Origin of the sequence: Halomonas sp. H2 (assembly GCF_050215315.1) — a bacterium.
In the GTDB taxonomy this organism is placed as follows: Bacteria; Pseudomonadota; Gammaproteobacteria; order Pseudomonadales; family Halomonadaceae; genus Vreelandella.
In genome coordinates, this window is the sequence record NZ_CP189760.1 from 2,299,744 (window position 1) to 2,322,160 (window position 22,417).

Annotated in this window: 23 protein-coding genes, 2 pseudogenes and 1 riboswitch; of the genes and pseudogenes, 3 read left to right on the plus strand and 22 right to left on the minus strand. The window is 53.2% G+C overall.

Annotation, left to right across the window (positions count from 1 at the left end):
* Nucleotides 1-224: 224 nt before the first annotated feature.
* Nucleotides 225-896, minus strand: a complete 672-nt coding sequence (locus ACQE2I_RS10695) for an HAD family hydrolase (protein WP_427028094.1) — start codon at nt 894-896, stop codon at nt 225-227.
* 497 nt (nt 897-1,393) lie between these two features.
* Nucleotides 1,394-1,921: a L,D-transpeptidase family protein gene (locus tag ACQE2I_RS10700; RefSeq protein WP_427028095.1), complete on the minus strand. Its 528-nt coding sequence runs from the start codon at nt 1,919-1,921 to the stop codon at nt 1,394-1,396.
* A 421-nt stretch (nt 1,922-2,342) separates the two neighbouring features.
* Here ACQE2I_RS10700 and ACQE2I_RS10705 point away from each other — a divergent pair, with 421 nt between their 5' ends.
* Nucleotides 2,343-3,539, plus strand: a complete 1,197-nt coding sequence (locus ACQE2I_RS10705) for a DEAD/DEAH box helicase (protein ID WP_427028096.1) — start codon at nt 2,343-2,345, stop codon at nt 3,537-3,539.
* Nucleotides 3,540-3,599: 60 nt separating this feature from the next.
* Here ACQE2I_RS10705 and rho read toward each other — a convergent pair whose 3' ends face one another.
* The 3 genes from rho to ACQE2I_RS10720 form a co-directional block, all read right to left on the minus strand.
* Entirely contained in the window at nt 3,600-4,556 is a 957-nt protein-coding gene (gene rho / locus ACQE2I_RS10710) for a transcription termination factor Rho (protein ID WP_427028097.1), read from the minus strand.
* A gap of 196 nt (nt 4,557-4,752) precedes the next feature.
* Nucleotides 4,753-5,016, minus strand: coding sequence for a Txe/YoeB family addiction module toxin (locus ACQE2I_RS10715; protein WP_179927971.1), 264 nt, complete (start codon nt 5,014-5,016; stop codon nt 4,753-4,755).
* Nucleotides 5,013-5,255 (minus strand): type II toxin-antitoxin system Phd/YefM family antitoxin, encoded by a 243-nt coding sequence (locus tag ACQE2I_RS10720; protein WP_427028098.1) that lies wholly within the window; start codon nt 5,253-5,255, stop codon nt 5,013-5,015. The genes ACQE2I_RS10715 and ACQE2I_RS10720 overlap by 4 nt, the downstream gene beginning before the upstream one ends.
* Before the next feature lie 244 nt (nt 5,256-5,499).
* On the opposite strand from ACQE2I_RS10720, the pseudogene ACQE2I_RS10725 reads away from it, so the two are divergent.
* Nucleotides 5,500-6,387, plus strand: a pseudogene (locus tag ACQE2I_RS10725) (IS110 family transposase); the annotation flags it as partial.
* Nucleotides 6,388-6,414: 27 nt separating this feature from the next.
* Here ACQE2I_RS10725 and tnpC read toward each other — a convergent pair.
* Genes tnpC through tnpA form a run of 3 tightly spaced genes read right to left on the minus strand, consistent with a single transcriptional unit; the run spans nt 6,415 to nt 8,780 of the window.
* Nucleotides 6,415-8,049 (minus strand): IS66 family transposase, encoded by a 1,635-nt coding sequence (tnpC, locus tag ACQE2I_RS10730; RefSeq protein WP_427028099.1) that lies wholly within the window; start codon nt 8,047-8,049, stop codon nt 6,415-6,417.
* Nucleotides 8,050-8,094: 45 nt separating this feature from the next.
* The gene (gene tnpB / locus ACQE2I_RS10735; RefSeq protein ID WP_427028100.1) at nt 8,095-8,463 is read right to left on the minus strand and encodes an IS66 family insertion sequence element accessory protein TnpB; all 369 of its coding nucleotides are present in this window, start codon (nt 8,461-8,463) and stop codon (nt 8,095-8,097) included.
* Nucleotides 8,463-8,780, minus strand: a complete 318-nt coding sequence (tnpA, locus tag ACQE2I_RS10740) for an IS66 family insertion sequence element accessory protein TnpA (RefSeq protein ID WP_427028101.1) — start codon at nt 8,778-8,780, stop codon at nt 8,463-8,465. The genes tnpB and tnpA overlap by 1 nt, the downstream gene beginning before the upstream one ends.
* A 75-nt stretch (nt 8,781-8,855) precedes the next feature.
* Between tnpA and ACQE2I_RS10745 the strand changes: the two are divergent.
* Nucleotides 8,856-9,028 (plus strand): annotated as a pseudogene (locus ACQE2I_RS10745) (IS110 family transposase); the annotation flags it as partial.
* 483 nt (nt 9,029-9,511) lie between these two features.
* Here ACQE2I_RS10745 and ACQE2I_RS10750 read toward each other — a convergent pair.
* From ACQE2I_RS10750 to ACQE2I_RS10815, 14 genes are all read right to left on the minus strand, one after another.
* Nucleotides 9,512-10,834, minus strand: coding sequence for a DUF6602 domain-containing protein (locus ACQE2I_RS10750; RefSeq protein WP_427028102.1), 1,323 nt, complete (start codon nt 10,832-10,834; stop codon nt 9,512-9,514).
* Between the two features lie 110 nt (nt 10,835-10,944).
* On the minus strand, nt 10,945-11,346 hold the full coding sequence (locus tag ACQE2I_RS10755) for a hypothetical protein (protein ID WP_427028103.1): 402 nt from the start codon (nt 11,344-11,346) through the stop codon (nt 10,945-10,947).
* A 339-nt stretch (nt 11,347-11,685) separates the two neighbouring features.
* Nucleotides 11,686-12,837 carry an IS91 family transposase gene (locus ACQE2I_RS10760; protein ID WP_427028104.1) on the minus strand — a complete coding sequence of 384 codons (1,152 nt, stop codon included), beginning with the start codon at nt 12,835-12,837 and terminating at the stop codon, nt 11,686-11,688.
* Nucleotides 12,830-13,198 (minus strand): tyrosine-type recombinase/integrase, encoded by a 369-nt coding sequence (locus ACQE2I_RS10765; protein WP_427028105.1) that lies wholly within the window; start codon nt 13,196-13,198, stop codon nt 12,830-12,832. Before ACQE2I_RS10765 ends, ACQE2I_RS10760 begins: the two co-directional genes overlap by 8 nt.
* A gap of 26 nt (nt 13,199-13,224) precedes the next feature.
* The gene (locus tag ACQE2I_RS10770; protein ID WP_427028106.1) at nt 13,225-13,686 is read right to left on the minus strand and encodes a tyrosine-type recombinase/integrase; all 462 of its coding nucleotides are present in this window, start codon (nt 13,684-13,686) and stop codon (nt 13,225-13,227) included.
* Nucleotides 13,687-14,386: 700 nt separating this feature from the next.
* Entirely contained in the window at nt 14,387-14,596 is a 210-nt protein-coding gene (locus tag ACQE2I_RS10775; RefSeq protein WP_427028107.1) for a BrnA antitoxin family protein, read from the minus strand.
* Nucleotides 14,589-14,882 carry a BrnT family toxin gene (locus tag ACQE2I_RS10780; protein ID WP_427028108.1) on the minus strand — a complete coding sequence of 98 codons (294 nt, stop codon included), beginning with the start codon at nt 14,880-14,882 and terminating at the stop codon, nt 14,589-14,591. Before ACQE2I_RS10780 ends, ACQE2I_RS10775 begins: the two co-directional genes overlap by 8 nt.
* A 145-nt stretch (nt 14,883-15,027) precedes the next feature.
* Nucleotides 15,028-15,639 carry a cob(I)yrinic acid a,c-diamide adenosyltransferase gene (cobO, locus tag ACQE2I_RS10785; protein ID WP_427028109.1) on the minus strand — a complete coding sequence of 204 codons (612 nt, stop codon included), beginning with the start codon at nt 15,637-15,639 and terminating at the stop codon, nt 15,028-15,030.
* Between the two features lie 22 nt (nt 15,640-15,661).
* A complete protein-coding gene (locus ACQE2I_RS10790; RefSeq protein ID WP_427028110.1) occupies nt 15,662-16,102 on the minus strand; it encodes a YtoQ family protein in 441 nt (146 codons plus the stop codon).
* Between the two features lie 88 nt (nt 16,103-16,190).
* Nucleotides 16,191-17,504, minus strand: coding sequence for a cobyrinate a,c-diamide synthase (locus ACQE2I_RS10795; RefSeq protein WP_427028111.1), 1,314 nt, complete (start codon nt 17,502-17,504; stop codon nt 16,191-16,193).
* A gap of 13 nt (nt 17,505-17,517) precedes the next feature.
* Nucleotides 17,518-18,285 (minus strand): ABC transporter ATP-binding protein, encoded by a 768-nt coding sequence (locus ACQE2I_RS10800; protein WP_427028112.1) that lies wholly within the window; start codon nt 18,283-18,285, stop codon nt 17,518-17,520.
* Nucleotides 18,285-19,256: a FecCD family ABC transporter permease gene (locus ACQE2I_RS10805; RefSeq protein WP_427028113.1), complete on the minus strand. Its 972-nt coding sequence runs from the start codon at nt 19,254-19,256 to the stop codon at nt 18,285-18,287. Before ACQE2I_RS10805 ends, ACQE2I_RS10800 begins: the two co-directional genes overlap by 1 nt.
* Nucleotides 19,256-20,179, minus strand: a complete 924-nt coding sequence (locus ACQE2I_RS10810) for a cobalamin-binding protein (RefSeq protein ID WP_427028114.1) — start codon at nt 20,177-20,179, stop codon at nt 19,256-19,258. Before ACQE2I_RS10810 ends, ACQE2I_RS10805 begins: the two co-directional genes overlap by 1 nt.
* The gene (locus ACQE2I_RS10815) at nt 20,160-21,980 is read right to left on the minus strand and encodes a TonB-dependent receptor domain-containing protein (RefSeq protein ID WP_427028115.1); all 1,821 of its coding nucleotides are present in this window, start codon (nt 21,978-21,980) and stop codon (nt 20,160-20,162) included. The genes ACQE2I_RS10810 and ACQE2I_RS10815 overlap by 20 nt, the downstream gene beginning before the upstream one ends.
* Nucleotides 21,981-22,137: 157 nt before the next feature.
* Nucleotides 22,138-22,372: riboswitch (cobalamin riboswitch) on the minus strand.
* Nucleotides 22,373-22,417 lie beyond the last annotated feature (45 nt).

Sequence of the window (22,417 nt, forward strand, 5' to 3'; positions counted from 1 at the left end):
AGGCTGTTAGCTGAATCACACTGATGTCGACTCAGGAGATCTTGAAATACAGGGTCTTCAGAGCCAGTCGGATGCTCTAAGAGACTCCGAAACGGGCCAGTCTCAGCCAAATAGTCGTGGGTCGCGAAGTCTGGAATTTTCATCATGGCATCACATTTAACGCAGGGTTTGGTAGTAATTTTGGCTGCCAAGTGGGGTGAAAATTATCCAGTAACAGCGCTTTTTCAGACTTCTCTTCCGCAAAGGACTTCGCGCACGTATTCCACAGCAGCTGGCATGCCCCCAAGAGTCGCTACTGCTAAATGGAAATCATGATGCATAGACATCTCCGTAGGCAGTGCCACACAGTTAATACCAGCCTGAAAGGCCGCCTCAAGCCCATGCTGAGTATCTTCAATTGCCAGGCATTCAGCGGCGGAGACACCAAGCTGCTGCAGCGCGAGTAAATAGCAATCCGGTGCAGGCTTGCTTGCCCGAACATCATCTCCTGAGACTATTACAGAGAAATAGTGCTCTAACTTGTTAACCCTTAGCGTTGTTTGAACGCCGTTTGCGCTCGCCCCCGTTACAACAGCAAGCTTCAATCCTGCGCCATGAAAGTAAGATATGGCCTCTTCAACGCCGGGCATCAATGGAAAAGCTTGCTGCTCAAGGTACTCACAAGTTGCGGCGCTCTTCGCCTCAACAAGCTTCTGCGGTGTTTCATCAATTTCAAATCGCTGCACCAAGTCTACGGCATTGGCAGGTGTGGGTACGCCCGCATAATGAGCCTTGTACTGTTGCTCCGATAACGTAAAGCCATAGCGTTGAAGAACTTCCGCCCACATTCTGTAGTGAACTGGTTCAGAGTTGACGAGAGTACCATCATGGTCGAATAGGATTGCTCGAAGTTGCATATGATTTCCGAGAAGCGTGATTAGTGAACGCTAGCATAGCTATAATAGATGCTAGCTTGCCAGCACCAATCATTAGCGCATTGGTGACTAGTGATAAAGCGGGGCGGATTCAGAACTATCTGCGTGGGGTAGATTGTCGGTTGGGAGCCTGTAAATAATTCACTATCCTTTTCCTTACTAATGAAAGTCTCTAGCAGAGTGTTTGCACGCTCAACGCTCCGTTTGTAAATAAACGAATCGAATACAACCCCCTCTGTTGTACCAGGGTACTCCCACGTAGATCAGGACTCTCATTCTAAGCCAAGCAAGTGTTCTCGATATTTGTCTGAACACTCCCATGTCCACTGCCGACTTCTCCCTTGATCTCGTGCGGCGTTTGCGACGCGGACATGGCTCAAAACTTAACGAAGAAATCATCGATCACGTCTTTAAGCTGTAGCTGATTGTCGTTGACGGCCGAAAGAAGTCGGCTTGCTTCGCTCGGCACGGTTATTCATTTATGGCTCAATGCTAATTGGAGTTCCGTTTGGCACCGCGTGCCAAATCTCTTCCATCTCGACATTAGTAACCGCGATGCAGCCATCGGTCCAGTCCCAACGTTGGACTAGGCGACCCAACCAGCCAAATCCGTTCCTCTGGCCGTGTATCATGATCATACCCCCAGGCGAAACGTCACGCGCCTCCGCATGCGCGCGATCATCCTCGTTTGGGTATGAGACATGAAGAGACAGATGAGCCATGCTGTTAGGGTTTCTCCAGTCGAGTACATAGTCGCCTTCCGGTGTGCGTTGATCACCTTCTTCCTGTTTATGTCCGGCCGGGTTACCCCCGAGTGCAATCCCGTATTCACGGTATGGCTCCCCATCCCTTAATAGATAAAGTTTCCGCTCTTCCTTGACCACCAATACCGACTCTGCCTGCGGAAGTTCTTCAGCAAGCAACGCTGGCAAGCGGGAATCTGCAAAGTAGACACCCACCCCAAGCGCCAGAACAATGAACAGGATTGCTAGAAGTCTATATCGCACTTTAACCGCCTTTTGGTATAACGCCGTACGTATTCGCACGAACTTATGAGCGTCGCAGGGGCCACAGACCCCGAATGACGCACCTCGTCAGATTCGTACTAATGATACCCGTGCATCATTAGTACCTTGACTGTCTTCCACTGAACCGCTTCGTACGCAATATTGATATGCTACACTTGTGCTGCTTAGTGAACCGAAAGCTCTTCAAGGCTTAGATGAGTTTAGGCTGCTCGGCGATAGCCAAACCACTGAAAACCCCTATTTATATTGAATTAAATACATTATTCTACTTCATAACAAGATTCGCCATTCTACATCATGAAGCTAGTTGCACAATTCGAGCAACGAACAGCTGCTTTTACTTTATACTGCCTCATCTTTTATTTTCGACACACCTTACGACGATCTGTCAGGGCGCCTTATGCCATTTGCAAAACTAGGATTATCCACTCCTCTTGTTCAAGCGATTACCGAACTGGGTTACAAAACGCCAACGCCCATCCAGGAACAAGCGATCCCTGCCATTCTTTCGGGTAACGACTTAATCGCCACCGCACAAACAGGCACAGGCAAAACCGCAGCCTTTGTTCTGCCTCTATTAGAACGCTTCAGCAACGCGGGGACGTTACGCGGCAAACGCATACGTGCGCTGATTCTCGTGCCGACCCGTGAGTTAGCGGTTCAGGTCGAAGCCAGTGTGGCTCAATACGCTAAACACACGCACTTAACCTCTATGGCTGTGTATGGAGGCGTGGATACCGAAGCTCAAAAAGAGCGCCTGATCGCAGGGGTGGATATTCTGGTCGCCACGCCGGGCAGATTGCTTGATTTGGCGCATCAGCGGGCGCTGCACTTTGATGAACTTCAAGTCATGGTACTGGACGAAGCAGACAGAATGGTCGACATGGGTTTTGGCGACGATATCCATAAAATCATAGAACGCCTACCTGAAAACCGTCAGAACCTACTGTTTTCGGCCACAATGACTGACGACGTTCGCGCCCTCGCCTACGATTTTTCAGATAGCAAGATGACTGATCTCGCGGCTGAAATATCCATTTCTCCAAACGTCCGCGCCGCCGCTAATGTCAAACAGTGGCTAATCACCGTCGACAAAGACACTAAGTCCGCCTTGTTGAGTCACTTAATTAATGAGCAAAAGTGGGATCAGGCGCTTATTTTTACCGAGAAAAAACACAATGCGGCCAAGCTTGTTGCTCAGCTGGAAAAACGCGGCATCACAGCAGACTCTATCCATGGCGATAGAAGCCAAGCAATGCGCGAAAAGATTTTGGCTCAGTTCAAATCTGGAGAACTAAAGTACTTGGTCGCCACGGGGGTTGCCGCGCGCGGTTTGGATATTGATGAACTGAGTCGTGTGGTGAATTACGATTTACCTTTTCAGCCAGAAGAATACATCCACCGCATTGGCCGAACCGGCCGCGCGGGTGCCTCTGGTGAAGCCATCTCTTTAGTCGACATGAGTGACTTTAAAAATCTTTGCGCTATTGAAAGGCGATTAAAAAATATTATTGAGCGCAAAGAGATTGCAGGCTTCCCTGTTCGAAAAGCAGTACCCGAGTCAAACCTCAACTATAATAAACAAAGTAATCGTTAAGACTTACCAGAGAAGCTCACCTCTTAAAAACCAAAGGTGAGCTTCTTTATTACAGACATTTCACGAGGCGGGCAAAAACCCATCTAATAGCTCGGCATTAGTGGGATATTTATCCAATAATTCAAGCAACTTCTGCGCGCCTTCTACTGGCTTAAGCGTTGTCAACGCTCTACGCAATGTCCTTACTTTTTCAATATCTTTTGCATCAATCAAAAGCTCTTCTCGACGAGTACTGCTTTTGGCAATATCTATCGCCGGGAAAATCCGTTGATTTGCCACTTCGCGTGATAACACGAGTTCCATATTGCCCGTACCCTTGAACTCCTCGAAAATCACCTGATCCATACGGCTTCCCGTATCCACCAGCACGGTGGCAAGAATGGTGAGCGATCCACCATTTTCGATCTTTCTCGCGGCGCCAAACAGTTTTCGGGGTATTTCCATCGCTCGGGAATCCAGCCCACCCGACATAGTGCGACCATTGCCTCGCTGCTCGGCATTATGAACCCGCGAGAGTCTGGTAAGAGAATCGATCACAATCATCACATTATGACCGTCGCCTGCTTGCTTACGCGCCGTCGCAAGAAGCTCATCGGCCATACGCACATGATGTGTGTAGCTTTCGTCTGAAGACGATGCATGTACTTCCGCCGACACACTGCGCTTAAAATCGGTCACTTCTTCAGGGCGCTCATCAATCAGCAAGGCATACAGCTTTATGTCAGGATGAGCTTCTGCCACGGCCTGACAGATATATTTTAACATCGTCGTTTTGCCAGACCCTGGCGGCGCAACAATCAACCCTCGTTGACCCATCCCAATGGGCGTAATCAAATCCATCGCTCGCACAGTACGCTGCTTAGAACCAGGCTCTAAATAAATGCGTGGGGAAGGATGAATAGCGACACCATTTAAAAAACGTTTTTCGGGATCATTAGGGAATTGATCTACAACTTCGTCGGCGGGCTTGGCATCTATCTCTCTTTTCGCCTTCAAACCTAGTATTTTTCTCGCCATAATATCGATGGATCGCCTTTGATAACCTGAATTTATAGAGTACTGAATGTATAAAATAGCTGCATCATAGACAGCCGAGCAGTCGCATCGTTGCGGTAGTTGGCATGGGTAAACGGATCAGTCTAGCTTGTGCTCAATCAGACAATACGTCGCGCGGCGGTGGAGAAATTGTCCGGCAACAGCGATGGGTTATGCATTATTCGTAGTGGCTCCATAGCCGGAGGACTTTTACCACTTGCTCATCCTCGAGTACTTGGTACACCAAGCGATGCTGAATATTGATTCGGCGAGAATAGGCTCCCGCAAGATCGCCAATTAGCTTCTCAAACGGAGGAGGTTTGCGGTAGGGGTCTTCAGCAACCAATTCCAACAACTCCTGAGCTTTTAGCTTGAGACCGCTAGAGGCTAGTTTCTTTGCGTCTTTTTGGGCTTGTTTGGTGTAGATCAACTTCCATGTCACCAGTCCAGCTCCTTATCGCACTCATCCACGGGGGTATCCATCCCCTCACGAATAGACTCACGCATCCCAGGTACAGATAGCAGGTAAAGTGTTTCTTGAATGGATGACCAGTCTTCTTCGGATACCAAGACAGCCTTGTTCCGCTTGCCCATAATGACAATTGGTTGATGGGACTCGGCAGTTTCGTCAATCAACCTATAAAGGTTACTGCGCGCCTCAGTCGCTGTGATTCCGGTCATGACGCACCTATTGCGTATTAAGCTTTCTGCCAAGTGTACGCTTTATAACACGTACGTCAATACGAACGCTTTACATAGCACTGAGCTTAGTTGCAAAATACTTGGCTCTAAATTTTGGGTACCAAAATTTAGAGCCAAGTATTTTTGTCAATTGCAGCGATTTGATACTCATTGAGCCTTCTCCCCCAGCTCAGCCTGTTTGGCTAAGCTGAAAAGGCGACCAAACCTAACAGGAGAAGACTCAATGAATTTTTACAATAGCACTCATCGTCACTACTGTGGAAGTGATCTGCATGCCCGTAGCCTGTTTGTCTGCATCCTGGATCAGCAGGGCGAAACCCTTCTGCATAAAGAGATTCCAGCCAAACCAGAACCTCTGCTTCATCTGATCGAACCTTACCTGGACGATCTGGTCATCGGGGTTGAATGCATGCACTGCTGGTACTGGATCACTGATTTCTGTGAAGACCAGGGCATTGCTTTCATTCTCGGTCATGCCCTTTATATGAAGGCCATTCATGGCGGTAAAACCAAGAATGACCGCGTGGATTCTTACAAAATTGCGGCGCTTATTCGAGGCGGTAATTTTCCCCTCGCTTATGTCTACCCACACAGCATGCGAGCTACCCGTGACCTGCTTCGCCGCCGAACTGGGCTCGTTCGCCACGGCGCTGATCTCAAAGCTCATGTTGTCAACACAACGAGTCAGTACAACCTGCCACCCAACAAGGTCAATTTAAAAAATGTCAGTGCCAGAGAACAATTGGGCAGAACCTTTGATGACCCGCTCGTTCAGCGCAATATCGGTCTAGATATGACCGTTTTAGAGTGCTACCACCGGGAACTAAGCCAGGTGGAATGGCTATTGGAAAAGCAGGCCAAAAAGCATCAGCCGACCTACTACCACTTATTAAAAACCATTCCCGGCGTTGGCCGTATTCTGGCCCTCACCATTCTGTATGAAGTGGGTGATATTCGACGTTTTGAATCTGTTCAGAAGTTTGCCTCCTATTCCCGACTGATCAAGTGCAAAGCCGAATCGGCCGGTAAGACCTATGGCACCCAGGGCAACAAGATTGGTAATGCCCATCTAAAGTGGGCTTTTTCTGAGGCTGCGGTGCTTTATCTGCGTAAGCGCCATTAAACCGACCCACTTGCCCTAACCGTATTGAGCCGCTTTTTTTGAAGCCGGCAGCTCTGCATTCCAGGGCAAGAGCGTTTCGAGTTGTTCGAGGGTAACTGCATCGGCGATGTGCGTCAGCACATGATGGATGTAAGCCGACGGCTCCAGTCCGTTGGCCTTGGCCGTTTCGATCAGTGAGTAACAGGTGGCGCTGGCTTTCGCGCCCTGCGAGGTATCTGCGAACAGCCAAGCCTTTCGGCCTAGAGCGAACGGACGGATGGCATTTTCGGCACCGGCATTGCTGATCTTCAGATCGCCGCGTTTGCAGTAGCCCACTAGCGTGTCCCACTGGTTCAATGTGTAGTCCATGGCCTTGCGAGTGAGCGAGCCTTTCAGCACCTTGCTGGCGTTTTTCTCCAGCCAGGCCTTGAAGGTGCTCAGCAGCGGCAGGCTTTTTTCCTGACGCACCCGATAGCGCTCGGCGTCGCTCAATTCGTTCGCGGCTTTCTCAACGGCGTACAGTTTGCGGATGTGGCTGAGGGCCACATCGGCTTTCGATGGCTGGCCTTTTTTGCCCTTGGCTGGCGCGGCCCGGGAGGCTTCCACGAACTTACGTCGGGCATGGTCCCAACAACCGATGCGGGTCAGGCCGTTTTCACGGCAGACTTGCCCATAGCCGGAGTAGCCATCGGCTTGCAGGATGCCCTGGAAGTTATCCAGCAGGCGCACTGGCACCTGGCCGCCACGGGATGGGTCATAATCGAACAGTACCGAGGGTTTACCCGGTGGCCCGCCCCGGGTCACCCACATCCACTTGTCCGATTGGGCTTTTTTACCATCCTCCTTGAGGACCTGGATACGGGTTTCATCGGCCTGGAGGTAGTCACTGCCGTTCTGGGTTTCCCGCATCAGGTTCATCAGCGGTTTGAACACGTCGTTCAGACGGATAATCCAGTGGGCCATGCTGGTGCGGCTCAGGTCATGACCCAGGCGCTTGAACATCTGCTCCTGCCGGTACAATGGCAGGCCATCGGCGTACTTGGAGATGATCAGGTAAGCCAGCAGTGACGGTGTGGCAATGCACTTGCCCAGCGGGTGTGTAGACCGGGCGGCAGCGATAACGCGCTCTTCGCCGTCCTGCTCGAACACGGCCTTTTCCTGCCAGTACTCCAGAACTTTCAGTTGGGCCGGGATATATTCCAGCTCTTCTTTCACTTTGGTGAAGAAGGTCTTGCTGGCGCCGGCTTTCTCGTCGTCGCTGAGGGTTAGCTCAATACGCTCACGCAAGAGCGTGTCGGAGAAGCCGCGTTGACGGCGCTTGCGGGAGCGAGGCGGCGCATCGGCTTCTTCCACATCGTCAGGGAGTTCGTCGCGTAGTTCGTCAATCGCCACTTCCAGCTCGGCTTCATCGAACAACACGATCTGGTTGGGCTGTTTTTCACTGCTTGCGGCGAACTGCTGGATCTTCTTGTGGCGCAGCAGCTCTTCGAGAATGGCGATGTAATTGTCGCGACGCTGGAGGGTCTCATCATGCTGCTGCAACTGACTCTGCAGAGCCGCTTCTTTCGCGGCCAGTTGTTCCTGCAAATCGTTGATAACCGCCGCCATTTCAGCGGGCGAGAGACCGCTGAAATCGGGTGTTTTGGGCGTGTTATCAGGCGTTATTTTCATGGCGAAATTATAGCAAAAACAACGCCCTGACACACTTAAAAAGTGCTACCCAACGCTCTCATAATGCAGGGTTTTATGGCCCTGCAGCAGGGTGATGTCGTAGCCGTCCAGCAACCAGTTGATCTGCTCGCCGTCTAGCGGCATCAGCTCATCCGACGGCCCCGGCCACTTGAATTTCTCCTCGGCCAGGGACTTGTAATAGAGCACAAAGCCGTTGTCCTCCCACATCAGGCACTTGATCTTGTTCCGCTGTCGATTGGTGAACGCATAAAGCGCGCCGGAGAACGGATTATGACCTAACTCCTGCTCGACAATCAGCGCCAGGCCGTTGGCCTGTTTGCGGAAATCGATGGGCTGTCGATACAGGTAAATCTCCGGCAGGTCCCAGGAGGGGCGAAGGTACCGGTGGCGCATTACAGTTGCCTCAGAACAGCGCCCAGCAATTCTACATTGCCAGCGTGCAGACCGGTGATTGAGACACCGCCGGGCAATGACACCGTTAATCCTTCTGACGACTCCGGGCCAGGCACTGCCGATACCTTGGCAAAGCCGGGCGACGACACGGGTTGCTCCGGAAACGACGCCTCCGGTTCGGTCAGCTTTTTACGCCAATAAACAAAGCGGCAATAGGTTAGTGACTGCTGTTGGCAGTAGGCCATGCCGGACAAACCCGACGCCTGCCAGTCCTCGATATGCTGCTGCCAGAGACGTTTGCGTTCGGCGTGTGTCATGCTGATTCCTCCTGGTGTTTACGAGGAAATCAGTGTGGGCAATTTCAGGGCGTGGCTGTAGGTGCCGATTTATGGGCGCTTACTTATCTGCGCGGCAATCCAGGTGCACAAAAATGTTGCAACGCTTCCAGAAACGCATGGGTAAAGCCAAAGCCTTATCGGCCCTGGCCCACAAGTTGGGGCGTGCAGTCTATTTCATGTTAAAGAACGAAAAGGTGTTTGATGAACAACGCTTTTTAAGGAGTTAGTCACGCAGCAGGATGATGATCAACGTCTAACTGGATCATCATGGAGTGTGCTGAAACAGGGTGTCTGCTGACTGATCTTGAGGTCTGAAACCCGACTTCTACACCCAACTCGAAGCCCGCCGCTTTGATTATCCATCCTGCTGGCGTGCATCAGCACCCTGAGCGAGTGGGCTTACACCGGCGCTGAACCTGAAACTAACTGGGACTGTAAAGTAACCCGCTTTTTGAATAGGACAGATGCTGGTTAACCGATGAATGTCTAGTGCCCCAGACCCACCTGCAAGAAGCAACCCGGTTTGGCAGTGGTGAACTACCACGTTAGAGAGCCTCAATAGGTGTTTGCTGTAAGCCACCAACAGCCAACGATGACAGATGAAGTAGGATCACTGGCTCAGGGACTTGAGATTGACCGCTTACGCGGCCAATAAAAAATGCTGCGGCCTATTGACAGGCAGAAGGCTCATAGGTGTTATACGAATCACACTACTCTACAAGTATTAAATGGGTGTAACTAGGTTCAATTTCATTTTTTTTACACCAGATATCAAACCTCTCAATTTCGTTACCAACATAACCGTTGCCTTCGTCACGGGTTATCATGTGCAACTGATTATGAATTGGCCTAATGTAGTCTCCATCCAACATAAAAAGCTTAGTTGAAATTAGCTTTTCTTTTAGGTCCTGTGCCGATATCTGATATTTTTTCATCATATATATGTCAAAATCGTCATCAAGTTGAAGCCACCCACCCCGAAAAGCCATTAGCCCTATCGCACTAACTTCTGCCTCACCTATTTCCGAGGGCGCCCACTGCTTATCGTCGTTACGTTTTAAATACTTTTCACTTGGCTCGATAGAGCTATACATCCACCCAGCTGCATCCCCTATTCTAAGTGTCTCAGCTACTAAAAGAGGCTCAAGGTAATCCATGTAAATTCCATCGTCATAAGGCATATCCACTTTAAACTTTAGGGATATTTTCATCCAAATTAATTCAAGTATTAATTTGGCAGAATTATGTCGAGTCGATAGAACCGGTACCCATTTGTTGTCTTGATTTACCCCTAAAAATGGAAATCCATTTCCTTTTACAAGACAAAAATTACCAGATGTAACCAGCGAAGGAATACTTGGTATTCCGACACCAACTCCATCTTCCAATTTTTTCTCCTCGATAATATCGAGAAATGCATTTCGCAACCCGCTCTCTGTACGATATCCTCCATAGCCGTGAATAATACTGACAGGAGCAAATAGCTCTTGAACCAGACCGTAGAATAGCATCCCCTCATTCTCTGGAAGGTCATGAATCCCCATATAATGCTCAGGCGCAACATTTCCAGTTAACTGGGAAAATCTACTTCTTACAGCTGTAATATCAGGCTGGTAAGCCTGATATATCAACTTAGTCTCGAAATGCTCAGAGAATTTCTTCCGGATTTTTGCTAGATGGCTTATGGCGTCAGAAAAATCTTTCTTGGATAGCGTCTTTTTAACCTCAAAAACGCATAGAATATTTTCGATATCGTATATATATTGATCTGTAAGTCCATATCGTCTCCCGGCCCCACATACAAGCATACAGTCGATTTGCTCGGGCAGCATTTCACCGCCCATTTCAATAAACCCGGAGACGACACTAATGTTTAGGCTTTTTGGTATTACAAAATTTTGATCAACACCTTGCTTTGTAATTTCCTCGTATGCACTGCCGAGAGTGGGCATGTGAGGCATTTCTACGCCAGCCAATTTTCGGGCTTCCTGTTGAATAAAATGTTCAAGTAATTCTGAAGCTTTACTTATCACGAATTTTCCTCAAGGCGTGGAACTAAAGATCGTATAACGCCTGTAGCTGCGGCAAATTGTGAGCACAGCGAGTAATTTGTCCAACAGCCTACATTTGTTAGGCTTCCCCCCTATAGATTTGCCAAAAACTCCTGAATTTTCGGAGCTCTTTGAGCGGCATAGCGGTAGCCACTAATCACCTTTTCAAGCTGCTGCCTTGTGTCAATTGGCATATGATATGACTTAATGCATACACCTTGAGCGAAATTTCCAATACGAATATCCATCCCCATTTTGCCAAGCTTTGAAAACTCGCCATCGCTTGGTATCGATGACTTTAGTTGTTCATACTCTTTCCAGTTTTCGCTGAACGCTGAAATATATTTTTCAATTGAACCGCCTGGGACCGAAACAAATGTTCCGTTGTATCTCATGTCTGGACCAGAAAAATAATAGGAAATTTCCCATGATGTTTTAGTTACCTTCAATTTACCACCACAAGGGAGTGGCTCTTCGTATGTACCTGTACTCATTCTGGCCTCAATATGCCGAATTAAGCCTAACAGTGAAGCATTTATTCGCCGTGCGGAGCATGGCGTATCAATGCCTGTTGGGCTAAGGCGCGTCCATCAGGCGGCTATTTAATAGGGGATTGTATTGACTGGCATACGGCCTGAGACACCAAGCCGTGCATCGGCATGTCTGTGGTAACGCGCTCTAATAGTGAGATTCGCCATCATTTCAGTGCCCCCGAATCCAAATTAACCCAATGTAGCGCGCCTGATGGCTAAAATCCATCACCGGGACGAGCGTCGCCGTAACCCGCGCACGGGTCGGATAGCTAATCGGTTGTAGGCGTATAGCGCGTTACGTCATGCTCGATAGCGTTGCTCCTCGTGGTTAGGCGTTGGATCGTAGATGGGACGCTGGGGGGTGAGTGTCCCGATCATCCGTAATGTGAGTTGCTTGCAGTGTGGACAGGGGTAGGCCAGTTCCGCATCGCTGGCAGCCATATCGACATCCGATGCTTGCTCAACAACCGCTAACGCTCGACGAATCTGCACCAAACGTTGCCGACGGCAGCGATTGGCCAGAAAACCGTAGTGACGCACCCGCATCAGTCCCTTGGGCAGGACGTGGAGCAAGAAGCGGCGCACGAACTCCGCGCCATCAAGGGTGAGTTCCTTGTGTCGGTCGTAGTCGCGATAGTCCTTGTAGCGTAGGGTCACTTGCTGGTCGTCTACGGCCAGGATACGTGCGTTGCTGATGGCGATCTGGCGCGTGTAGCGCGCCAGGTAGCGAACTACCGCCTGGGCGTGTTCAAGGCAGTCCTTGCTGTACACCACCCATTCAGTGGCCATCAGCGTGTTCAGTTGAGCATCAACATCACCGGGCCGGGTGACTCGGTGGAGATCGCCTGCATTGGCGGCCTTGCGCAAAGCGCTCACCATGTGCCCGCGAAAGTGGCGTGACAAGGCCCGCACCGGGAACAAGTAGTTGCTATGTGCCCTATGCCAGCGGCCATCGTCGCTCAAGGCACCGCCTGGAACCAAACAGTGCAGATGCACATGCTGGCTCAGGTTCTGGCCCCAGGTGTGAAGCACGGCGATCATCCCCATTTCGCCGTCAAGGCGTTTGGGGTCTCGTCCAAAAGTGCGTAGCGTTTGCCAGGCACTCTGGAACAGCAACCGGTGAATCACCTCGGGATGAAGCTGAACCCAGCCATTAAGGCTGTGCGGTAGCGTGAATACAACGTGGTAATAGCGCACCGGCAGGATATTGGCCTGCTGACGCTCAGCCCATTGCTCCATGGCACGGCCTTGGCACTGTGGGCAGTGACGATCGCGACAGCCAAAGTAGCGTGGCTGTACGTGGGCGCAGTCGGAGCACTGCAAGATCATCCCGCCCATCGCCTCCGTTCGGCAGGCCAGCAGATGGGTACACACCCGTTGGCGCTGGCGGTCAAGACCGGTTGGATCGAGGAAGCGGATCAGCGCCTGCTGCAAGGTAGCGGCCTTAGTCATGGCTCACCTCCAAGGCGGCTACCAGGTCAATATGACACTGATCTCCCCCTTGCTGGCTCGGTAGCCAGTGCAGGTAGCGCATCGTCGACTGGAGGTTGCGGTGGCCCAGCAGCCGCTGGAGCTGATGAACGGGCAGGCCCTGCTCCAAGACATGGGTGGCATAGGCATGGCGCAGACTATGGATGCCACCGACCCGCTCGACCCCGGCCAGGCGCTTGGCTTGGGTAAAGGCTTTCTGCGGCGCACTGGCGTGCAGTGCTTGATCGGGAAACAGAGCGCTCGGGAACAGCCATGTGATGGGCCGGTAGGCGCGCCAGTAATCGCGCAAGCGATCAAGCAGGGTCACCGGTAGTAGCACCATACGATCCTTGCCGCCCTTGCCCTGCGTCACACGGCGTTGGTAGCGCTGGCTGTGATGTCACTGACTCGCAGGTGGCAGACCTCGGTCACACGCAATCCGCAGCCGTAGCACAGTTCGAGCATCATGCGATGCTTGGAGTTTTGACAGGCGGCCAGGATCCGCCGAACCTCGTCGCGGGTCAGCAGTTCTGGAATCCGCTGCGGTTTTTTGGGGACGGTGAGCGGCACATCAAACGAAGGCCACTGCAACACGTGCAAGTACAGGAACCGCACGCCGTGCAGGTAGACACGGCAGCTGGCGGCGGACAAACCGCGCTCCTGAACCAGGTGATTAAAGAAGTGTTGCAGATCGTCGGTACTCAACGTGTCTGGCGGACGGTGGAAATAACGTGCCAGATCAGTGACCACCATCAGGTAGGTGTTGTGGGTACGTTGCGCAAAGCCACGCTGACGCATGGCCGCGATCATCTTCTGTCGCAAGGCAGTCATCGTCGTCACGCCTGTTGTTTGACCCACGTGGGTCAATCAACAGTGTGGCCCGATGAGGCGAAAAACGTGGTTCGTCGACAGCTACCGCGAAGCGGTTTAGTTCAACAGTGATTATACGCCCGGCTGCATAATCTCAATGAATGAGATATCGTGTTTATTGGCATTATCTAGCCAGCCACATTCTTATAAACCATTGTTTAAAAATGCATTAACCTGACCGTTAGGCGGTATATTCAAAATTCGTGTGCCCGCTCGTTTTGCTCTTTTCAATCATACTCTATTCATAAAATTGAATTAGGTCACGTAGCTTTGCAGGAAAATTGAGCTGGAGCAGGCTTTGGGCAGCTGGCGCTGCCTTCGCGGGTGCCTTTTGGCTCGTTCCTCGCCAAGCGTTACGCCGCGCTACGAGTATGCAATACTTTGATTTTATGGGTGTTTGTAGCGAAGTACACTCGCAATAGTGGCCTGGCACTCTATTGGGATGGATTATTTATGTGGCTGTGTCTTCGCGCGCTGAAGCGCCCTCCCACAAGTTGAAGCAAGGCTTTCAGGAGGAAGAACGGCCAGCTTAGGCTTTGAGGACGTAACGCAGAGTTTCAAACATTTGATCGGTAGTATTGCACCAAACCTGGGCGCCTGCGTCGACTTCTAATATCTTAGCTGTGCAGGTTGATGTAGAGCTTGGTCAGCGCTGCACCGTTTATTTCCACTCAAGCTTGAGGTCTTTATGTGACTGGGCACAATCGCGCAGGTAGAGATTAATCAAGCTTTGATAAGGCAGATCTTTTTCTTCAGCCAGATTTTTGAAATACGCGATGGTATCTTCATCCAGCCGAATCGTGACCTGCTTTTTAAGCTTCTTGGCGTATGGGTTTTTGACTGAATCTGAAAAATCGTAATGCTCACGCATGTCTATACCCTTCGTAAGTTTTTCGCTCTCGTTTATCCGCCTTGCGCGCAGAGATAATTCGAATTGTTTCGCCGTCTCTCGCGCAGTGGCACACCACCAGTAAACGAGAATGAATGCTCGTTCCAAGGAGTATGAACCGATCCTCCTCTTCAGAATGGTCGGGATCCGATATAAGTCGGCCGAACTCGTCCGTGAAGGCAGTCTTTGCCTCTTTAAAAGAAACGCCATGCTTCTTGCAGTTAGCGGCGTCCTTATTGGGATCCCACTCGAAGGTAAGATAGCTCATGCATTATATTGTAGTTACATTGTATGTATTAGCAAGACACTGCGAGTTGCTGGTTCACAAGACCTAACTGCCGCGGGCTGAAATTCCGCCCATCAAATAATCCCCTCTCCCCTCTGCCTTCCCCCTCACCCTTTACACCTCTCGCCTAAAGCTCAATCCCCTTCTGAGCCTTGATACCTTGATCTTTAAAAGCATGTTTAACCACTTTCATTTCAGTGACGGTGTCGGCTAAGTCGATGAGTTGTTGGGGAGCGTAGCGGCCTGTTACCACGGCGTGTTGCATTTCTGGGCGGGCTTGTAGGTCGTCGAGTACTTGGTCTAGGTCTAGATATTCGTAGCGTAGGGCGATGTTGAGTTCGTCGAGCAGTACCAGGTGGTAGCTTTCGTCTTGCAGCATGCGTTTGGCTTCTGCCCAGGCGGCAGTGGCAGCGGCTACGTCGCGTTCGCGGTCTTGGGTGTCCCAGGTGTAGCCCTGCCCCATTACGTGGTAGTCCACGTTGGGCAAATTGCGGAAGAACGCTTCTTCGCCGGTACTGAACGCACCTTTGATAAACTGCACCACGCCGACTTTCATTCCATGGCCTAAGGCGCGGGCGAGCATGCCAAAACCGGAGCTGCTTTTGCCCTTACCGGGGCCGGTGAGCACTAGCAGCACGCCCTGCTCTTTATCGGCACGGGCGATACGCTCGTTCATGATTTTCTGCTTGGCCGCCATGCGCTGGGCATGGCGTTCGGGGGTTTTGGCATTCTCGCGCATGGGGCGTCCTCTTTATTAAGCTTTAGGCTTTTAGTACGTAGCGCAACGTTTCAACCACCTGATCGGTCGTAGTGCACCAGGCTTGGGCTTGCGCGTCGACTTCTTTCAGCGGGTGAACTATGTCTTCGCTGTGCAGCGTGATGTAGGGCTTGGCTAACGCGGCGCAGTAGCCTGCATCGAAGGCGGCGTTCCACTGCTTGTACTGGTCGCCAAAACGAACGACAACGAGGTCGGCCTGCTCGATCATGGTGCGGGTGCGGATGGCATTGACCTTGGATGACTGGTGGTCGCGCCAGAACTGGCTGGACTGCTCCCCCAGATGGTCGCCTGCGGCATCCGAGGCGTCGTGGTCAGTGACCGGTGCAGTAAATACGATATCCAGCCCCGCCGCATCTGCGCCGCGCTGAATCTCTTCGCGCCAGTCAGTGTGAATCTCGCCGGAAAGGTAGACATAAAAGCTCATGGTGTTCTCCTGCTTAGTTGGATTCAAGTGTGAAGGCTACACAGCATAGCGCAGAATAATTTTATGGAAAAATATTCCACATATTTTATCAGGCGTTATTGATGCTGATTGGCTGCCCGGTAAAAATATCCGCGACCAGCTTGGGCGCAGAGGGGAAGTAGCCGTGGAAATAGCTCGCGACCAGGCCGCCTTCGCGGTAGATCGGTTCGGCTTCGCTACCGGCCAATTTGCGGGTGCGCGCCAGCGGCGTCATCGAAGTTTCAAGTAACGAGTGATGATAGGTATGGCCGCGCAGCTCGCCTGCCCCGGCGTGCAGGCTTTGCAGCCCTAGCGCGGTGAGTTTACCGGCCATTTTCGCGGTGCCATTGAGCAGCCCGAGCATAGCGTGGCTTTCGCCCTCGCCATCCACCAATTGCTCAACGCAGGCCATCAGGCCGCCGCACTCTGCCAGTATCGGTTTGCCCGCGCGGTGATGGGCGCGAATCGCTTCTAACATGCTGTGGTTGGCGCTCAGTCGCGCCGCGTTAAGCTCGGGGTAGCCACCCGGCAACCAGAGCGCGTCGCACTCCGGCAACTGGCTGTCGTGGAGCGGTGAAAAGAAGCTGACCTCTGCGCCCATCGCGCGCAGCACATCGACATTGGCGCGATAGATAAACGCAAAGGCATCATCACGGGCAATCGCAATGCGCACGCCGCGAAGGTGCTCTGTAATCGGTTCTGGCGACTCTGCGGTTAGGGTAACCCGCTTAGGCAAGCGATCTAATCCCGCCTCTTTTAATACTTCCGCAGCGGCATCAAGCTGCGTATCCAAGCCACTTAACTCGCTGGCTGGTACCAACCCCAAATGACGGTCGGGTATTTTCATCGCTTCATTGCGGGGAATGGCCCCCAGTAGCGCAATGCCTGCAGGCATGCTATCCGCGAGTAATTTGCCGTGACCGGGGCTACCCACTCGGTTAGCAATTACTTCGTGAATAGCGAGATCAGGGTGATAGTTAGCCAAGCCTTGGGCCACCGCGCCAAAGGTTTGCGCCATGCCCCAGGCATCAATGACTGGCAGTGCAGGGATACCCGCCAAGATGGCTAAATCAGCGCTGGAAGGTGAGCCGTCAAACAGCCCCATAGAGCCTTCTACCAGAATAACATCCGCCTCCTGGGCCGCTTCGGCTAAGCGCCAGCGGCACTCCTCTTCGCCGGTCATCCAGGGGTGCAGCTGATACACCGGCTGGCCGGAAGCCACTTCTTGAATCATGGGGTCAAGGTAGTCGGGGCCGTGCTTGAAGACCCGAACGGTAAGCCCTGCATTGCGGTGCAGCCTTGCAAGCGCCGCGGTGACCATTGATTTTCCCTGGCCGGAGCCCGGTGCACTGATTAAAGCTGCGTGCGCGGTGCCCTGCAACATAGCGTTACTCTCTCTATTTAATTGGCACAAAAACCGGCGCGCCATCGACCTCCACCACCGCTAGTTTTTGGCGGTAAAGGCTTTCTAACGCACTCGGCACCAGCATGTTGTCTCTTAACCCCCAGTACGCCTCGCCATTGGGGTAGAGCAGCAAAATATGGTCGCACCAGCGGGCAGCCAGGTTTAAATCGTGTAAACACATGATGACCGCCTGGCCCTGGGCAGCCTGTTCTGCCATCAGCGCCATCACAGCACTCTGGTGATGAAGGTCAAGGTGATTCGTCGGTTCATCAGCAAGCCACACATTGGGCGCCTGAGTGAGCACTGTGGCAATCGCCACCCGCTGGCGCTCGCCACCGGAAAGCGTGCTGGCTAAACGGTCGCGTAGATGCGCTACATCCATGCGCTCAAGGGCGGCTTCCGCGCGGGCATAGTCATCGGCGCCCTCCATCTGCCACGGCGATAGATAAGGGTGACGACCAATCAGCGCGGTTTCCAGCACGGTCGCGGGAAAGCCATCCTGGCGGTCTTGAAACACCAACCCCAAACGCTGAGCGACATGGCGGCGGCGCAGTTGACCAAGCGCTGAATCGTTAAGCTGAACGCTGCCTGAACGCGGCGCATGAAGCCCGGCTAAGGTATGTAATAGCGTCGTTTTACCCGCCCCGTTAGGCCCTAACACACCCCACACCTGCCCTGGCTCGATGGTTATATTAAGCGGGGTGCCGCCTTCGCGGCCCGGCACATCGATGATGAGATCGCAGGTAGCCAGTACGCTCATCAGCGGCTCCGGTAGAGCAGGAACAGGAAGGTGGGTACACCCAATAGCGCGGTGATTACCCCAACGGGCAGCTGTTCCGGGGCGATCATGGTGCGCGCCAGGGTATCGGCCAGCACTAACAGCGTGCCGCCCGCCAGTGCGCAGGCGGGCAGTATCAGCCGCTGGTCGTTGCCTAGCAGCAAGCGCAGCATGTGCGGCACCACTAAACCGACAAACCCAATGCTGCCAGCCGTGGTGACTGCAGCGGCGGTAAGTAAACTAGCGGCAACGTAGATACACCACTCCAACGGCCGAACCGCCACGCCCAGCGCGGCGGCTTGCTGCGGGCCCCGGGCTAGCACATTCAGGCTACGCCCCAACGGAACCAGCACTACGCAGGTGGCCAGCAATAGCAGTAGCGGCGGCCAAGGCGTGCGCGAGTAGGAGAGATCGCCCATTAGCCAGTAGAGCATGCCCGGCAGGCGCTCGGCGGGGCTTAACGCCAGCATCAGCGTAATCACTGCGCCCCACCCCGCGGCAACGACGACGCCGGTGAGCAGCAGCCGCGAAGGCGTCCAGCCGCCGCTGCCATGGGCCAAACCGAAGACTAAAAACGTCGAAAATAGCGCACCGCCAAACGCCGAACTTGAAATCGCCAGCCCGCCTAACCCACCGAGCATCGCGGCCAGTGCGCCAATGGAAGCGCCGCCGGAAAGGCCCAGCACGTATGGGTCCGCAAGAGGGTTACGCAATAGCACCTGCATTAGCGCACCGGCTACCGCCAACAAACCGCCCACCGCAAACGCCGATAGCGCCCTAGGCAAACGCAGCTCCATCACCATGGTCCGCGCCAGTGCATCGCCTTCGCCTTGCAACAAGTCCCAAATTTGCGCAGGAGAAATCTGCGCGCTGCCGACGCCAAGCGCTAAGAGTAGCGCTGCCAACGCCGCTAGTAATAGCAGACTAAGCGGGAGACCCAAGCGCGCTAGCATTAGCTGCGCTCACGTTTTTGGCGGGCGATGTCGAGCTTTTCACAAAGGAGTTGTGTGCCCTCCATCAGACGCGGCGTGGGCCGCTGAATCAGTGAAGGCGGCACAAAGAAGAGATTATCTTCCGCAACCGCTTTCAAGTTGGGGTACTGCTCCCAGTGGGTCAGCCAGTGGCGGTTCTCTTCGCCCATTCCCCCGGCAACAATCGCTTCAGGATTCGCCGTCAGCACGGCTTCATCACCGATACGCGGCACCAGGCGTGCCTGTTCGCCAAACACATTCTTACCGCCACAAATCTCAACCACCTGACCGATAAGGTGCTGGTTGTTAACACTCATTAGCGGCTCGTCCCATACTTGGTAGAAGGTCGGCACAGGTTCGCGATCTCGATAGCGCTCTTCAAGGGCGTTCATGGTCGTACGGAAATTATCAGCCACCGCCTGCCCGGCCACTTCCGTTCCCGCCAGCCGAGCCAAGCGTTCGATGGCGCTGGCCACGCCATCCATATCGCGAGGCTCTATATAGAACACCGGCATGCCCAAGGCTTCGAGGGTTTCAAGCTGTTCCGCTGGGTTGCCGGTTACCCAGCCAATGACTAAATCGGGTGCCAAGCCCACCAGCTTTTCTAGGTCAATTCGGGTGTGGCTGCCCACTGAGGCAACTTCTTTGGCTTCCGGCGGATAGTCGCTATATGAAACGATCGCGGCCACCTGTCCACCCGCACCAGCGGCATAGGTCAGTTCGGTTGCCCCAGGCGAGAGCGTGGCAATGCGCTGAGCAGCGTTGTAAAGGCAGACCTCACGGTCAAGATCATCCACGGCGCAGCGCGCGTGGTCGTGTGCCGGTGCCACCATTGCCATCAATAGCAACGCGAGGCCCAGGGCCCCGCGCGCTAAACCACGTTTTCTATTGACCAAAATGAACACTCAAGAAGCCTGCTCGGCCTGCGTTGATGTAGTCACGGGTGGTTGAGTACTCTTTATCGAAGGCGTTTTCTACCGTAACACGAGCGCTCCAGAGCGGCGCAAGCTGCCAGCCCGCACGCAGGTTAACCAGCCCATAACCGCCTAATCGCTGGGTATTGGCAGCGTTATCATAGCGGTGATTCTGTGCCACTAACGAACCGCCTACCGACCAATCGCCAAGCTCGCGATCGGCATCCAGGCGCACACTTTGGGTGGCACGGCGGGCTAATCGATTGCCGGTATCCTGATCTTTAGGATCTAGGTAGGTAAAGGCGGCTTGGAGTTTCCAGTCGTTGACCTCGACACCACTTGATAGCTCGGCACCGCGTATACGCGCATTGTTGACGTTTTGCGGCGCCCATAAGCCACTCGACGTCGGTGCCCAGGCAATCAGGTCATCGTAGTCGTTTTGGAAGGCGGCCAAGTCCCAGAACCACTGGTTGTATTGGCCACGAATGCCCACTTCAACGGTTTTAGACTTCTCCGGGTTGAGATCAGGGTTGCCGGAATTTGGCCAATAGAGGTCATTAAAACTCGGCGCTTTAAACGCAGTGCCTACGCTGGCGCGCAGCGTGTGGTAGTTATTTAGATCGTAGCCTAGCGCCACGCTACCGGTAACTTCATCGCCGTAGGCTTCGTTGTCGTCGTAACGCAGGCTTGCTTGAATGGCGAACGGAGAGAAGTCGAGCAGCCCTTGGGTAAACACAGCTGTGTTATCGCGACTGGTGACGTCGAAGTCATTGGTGCTTGAAACGCGCTCTTCGCTGATTTCCGCCCCAGCGATTAACTCATGGGCGCCAAACTGAAAATTGTTCTGCCAGCGAGCGGTTTGGGTGCGGGTATCAATCACCGAGCTGCCAAAATTATCAATCGTGTCCAGCTCATCGCGGGCTTCGCTAAGGGTTAGGCGACTCCGCCATGTATCGGTTACCGGCAACTCGCCGTAAATGCCCGCCACCTGCTGAACAAAGTCATTCTCACCACCGTCATATTCGTTGTTACCGCGAGCGCGTAGTGCCAGCACGCCAACTTCTGCGCCGCTATCAAAGGTATGCGCAACGCGGGCAAGAGCAGAAGTGTTGTCGTAGCCTTTATCTTCACCACCCTGGCGAATGGGCTGACCATCGGTATTGAAGTGGCTAGCGGCAAAGCTGTAGCGCGTACCTCCCTCACGCCCAGAAACGCCTGCGCTTAGTCGCTGGGTATTGAATGAACCACCACCGACTGAAATTCGAGGCTGCGGCCCCTCTTCGTCACCATCAGAGGTAAAAAGTTGAATCACCCCACCGACCGCATCTGCACCGTAAAGGCTACCGCGCGGGCCGCGCACGATTTCCGCGCGATCAAACATACGCGGGTCTAAATACTGAAACGCGGCACCGCCCGCCGTGGCAGAGCGCAGGCGAATGCCATCAATCATTAGCACGGAGGCATCGCTGGGCGCACCACGCAGGTAAACGCTGCTGCTTTTCCCAAAACTACCGTTACTCGTGACATCAACGCCCGGCTGGCCGCGCAGAAGATCGGTCAGGCTGGTGGGGTCTTGGCGGCGGAAAGTGGCTTCATCCAGCACGCTAACGGAAGAAAGGCTTTCATTGGCGGTGCGGGGCGCTAACGTAGCGGTAACGACGACAGGATCAAGCGTGGCTAAATCGGTCGTTGCTTCGGCGTATTGGGCTTCGGCTTGGATGTGAAAGGCTAGCGGCAAAGCAGCCATACTAAACGCCGCCCGTTTGGCGGTAGTGTGGAAACGGTAATTCATGAAGGATCCCTTGCTCGTCGTACTCACCCGCACAACGCAGTTTTTTTGACCGATCGTAGGGCGAAACAAGGGAGTAACGGCTGTATTGCACGATTATATCGCACCACCATTCACCACCCTGAGAGCGCCCACCGCGTCTCGGCATGTATCGGTTCTGTTGAACCGTCACTCTCGGGCCGGTCTCCGGGCTAACGAGCGTAAGGGGCCGCTAAAAAAAGCGGCACTCCTTCCGAACGACCACCTTCCCGTGCGTCAGCACAGTGGCGTTTTATAGCCGTTCTTATCTCGATTACCGTTGCGGGGGCAGCGTTGGAATCACGCGAGGCGCTCACCAACTTCCCGTTTCACTAGCGGCTTTATACACCGCCAGCACCTGAGAGTGGGCGTAAACTAGCAACTTGTTGGGGGTCGGTCAATTGAGAGGCGGTATGAAGCCG

Coding starts and splice junctions, on each gene's coding strand:
- ACQE2I_RS10695 (WP_427028094.1), bottom strand. CDS start 896: ATGCAACTTCGAGCAATCCTATTCGACCATGATGGTACTCTCGTCAAC.
- ACQE2I_RS10705 (WP_427028096.1), top strand. CDS start 2,343: ATGCCATTTGCAAAACTAGGATTATCCACTCCTCTTGTTCAAGCGATT.
- rho (WP_427028097.1), bottom strand. CDS start 4,556: ATGGCGAGAAAAATACTAGGTTTGAAGGCGAAAAGAGAGATAGATGCC.
- ACQE2I_RS10720 (WP_427028098.1), bottom strand. CDS start 5,255: ATGACCGGAATCACAGCGACTGAGGCGCGCAGTAACCTTTATAGGTTG.
- tnpC (WP_427028099.1), bottom strand. CDS start 8,049: ATGAAAATAACGCCTGATAACACGCCCAAAACACCCGATTTCAGCGGT.
- tnpB (WP_427028100.1), bottom strand. CDS start 8,463: ATGCGCCACCGGTACCTTCGCCCCTCCTGGGACCTGCCGGAGATTTAC.
- tnpA (WP_427028101.1), bottom strand. CDS start 8,780: ATGACACACGCCGAACGCAAACGTCTCTGGCAGCAGCATATCGAGGAC.
- ACQE2I_RS10755 (WP_427028103.1), bottom strand. CDS start 11,346: ATGAGTACAGGTACATACGAAGAGCCACTCCCTTGTGGTGGTAAATTG.
- ACQE2I_RS10760 (WP_427028104.1), bottom strand. CDS start 12,837: ATGACTAAGGCCGCTACCTTGCAGCAGGCGCTGATCCGCTTCCTCGAT.
- ACQE2I_RS10765 (WP_427028105.1), bottom strand. CDS start 13,198: ATGGTGCTACTACCGGTGACCCTGCTTGATCGCTTGCGCGATTACTGG.
- ACQE2I_RS10770 (WP_427028106.1), bottom strand. CDS start 13,686: ATGACTGCCTTGCGACAGAAGATGATCGCGGCCATGCGTCAGCGTGGC.
- ACQE2I_RS10775 (WP_427028107.1), bottom strand. CDS start 14,596: ATGCGTGAGCATTACGATTTTTCAGATTCAGTCAAAAACCCATACGCC.
- ACQE2I_RS10780 (WP_427028108.1), bottom strand. CDS start 14,882: ATGAGCTATCTTACCTTCGAGTGGGATCCCAATAAGGACGCCGCTAAC.
- cobO (WP_427028109.1), bottom strand. CDS start 15,639: ATGCGCGAGAATGCCAAAACCCCCGAACGCCATGCCCAGCGCATGGCG.
- ACQE2I_RS10790 (WP_427028110.1), bottom strand. CDS start 16,102: ATGAGCTTTTATGTCTACCTTTCCGGCGAGATTCACACTGACTGGCGC.
- ACQE2I_RS10795 (WP_427028111.1), bottom strand. CDS start 17,504: ATGTTGCAGGGCACCGCGCACGCAGCTTTAATCAGTGCACCGGGCTCC.
- ACQE2I_RS10800 (WP_427028112.1), bottom strand. CDS start 18,285: ATGAGCGTACTGGCTACCTGCGATCTCATCATCGATGTGCCGGGCCGC.
- ACQE2I_RS10805 (WP_427028113.1), bottom strand. CDS start 19,256: ATGCTAGCGCGCTTGGGTCTCCCGCTTAGTCTGCTATTACTAGCGGCG.
- ACQE2I_RS10815 (WP_427028115.1), bottom strand. CDS start 21,980: ATGAATTACCGTTTCCACACTACCGCCAAACGGGCGGCGTTTAGTATG.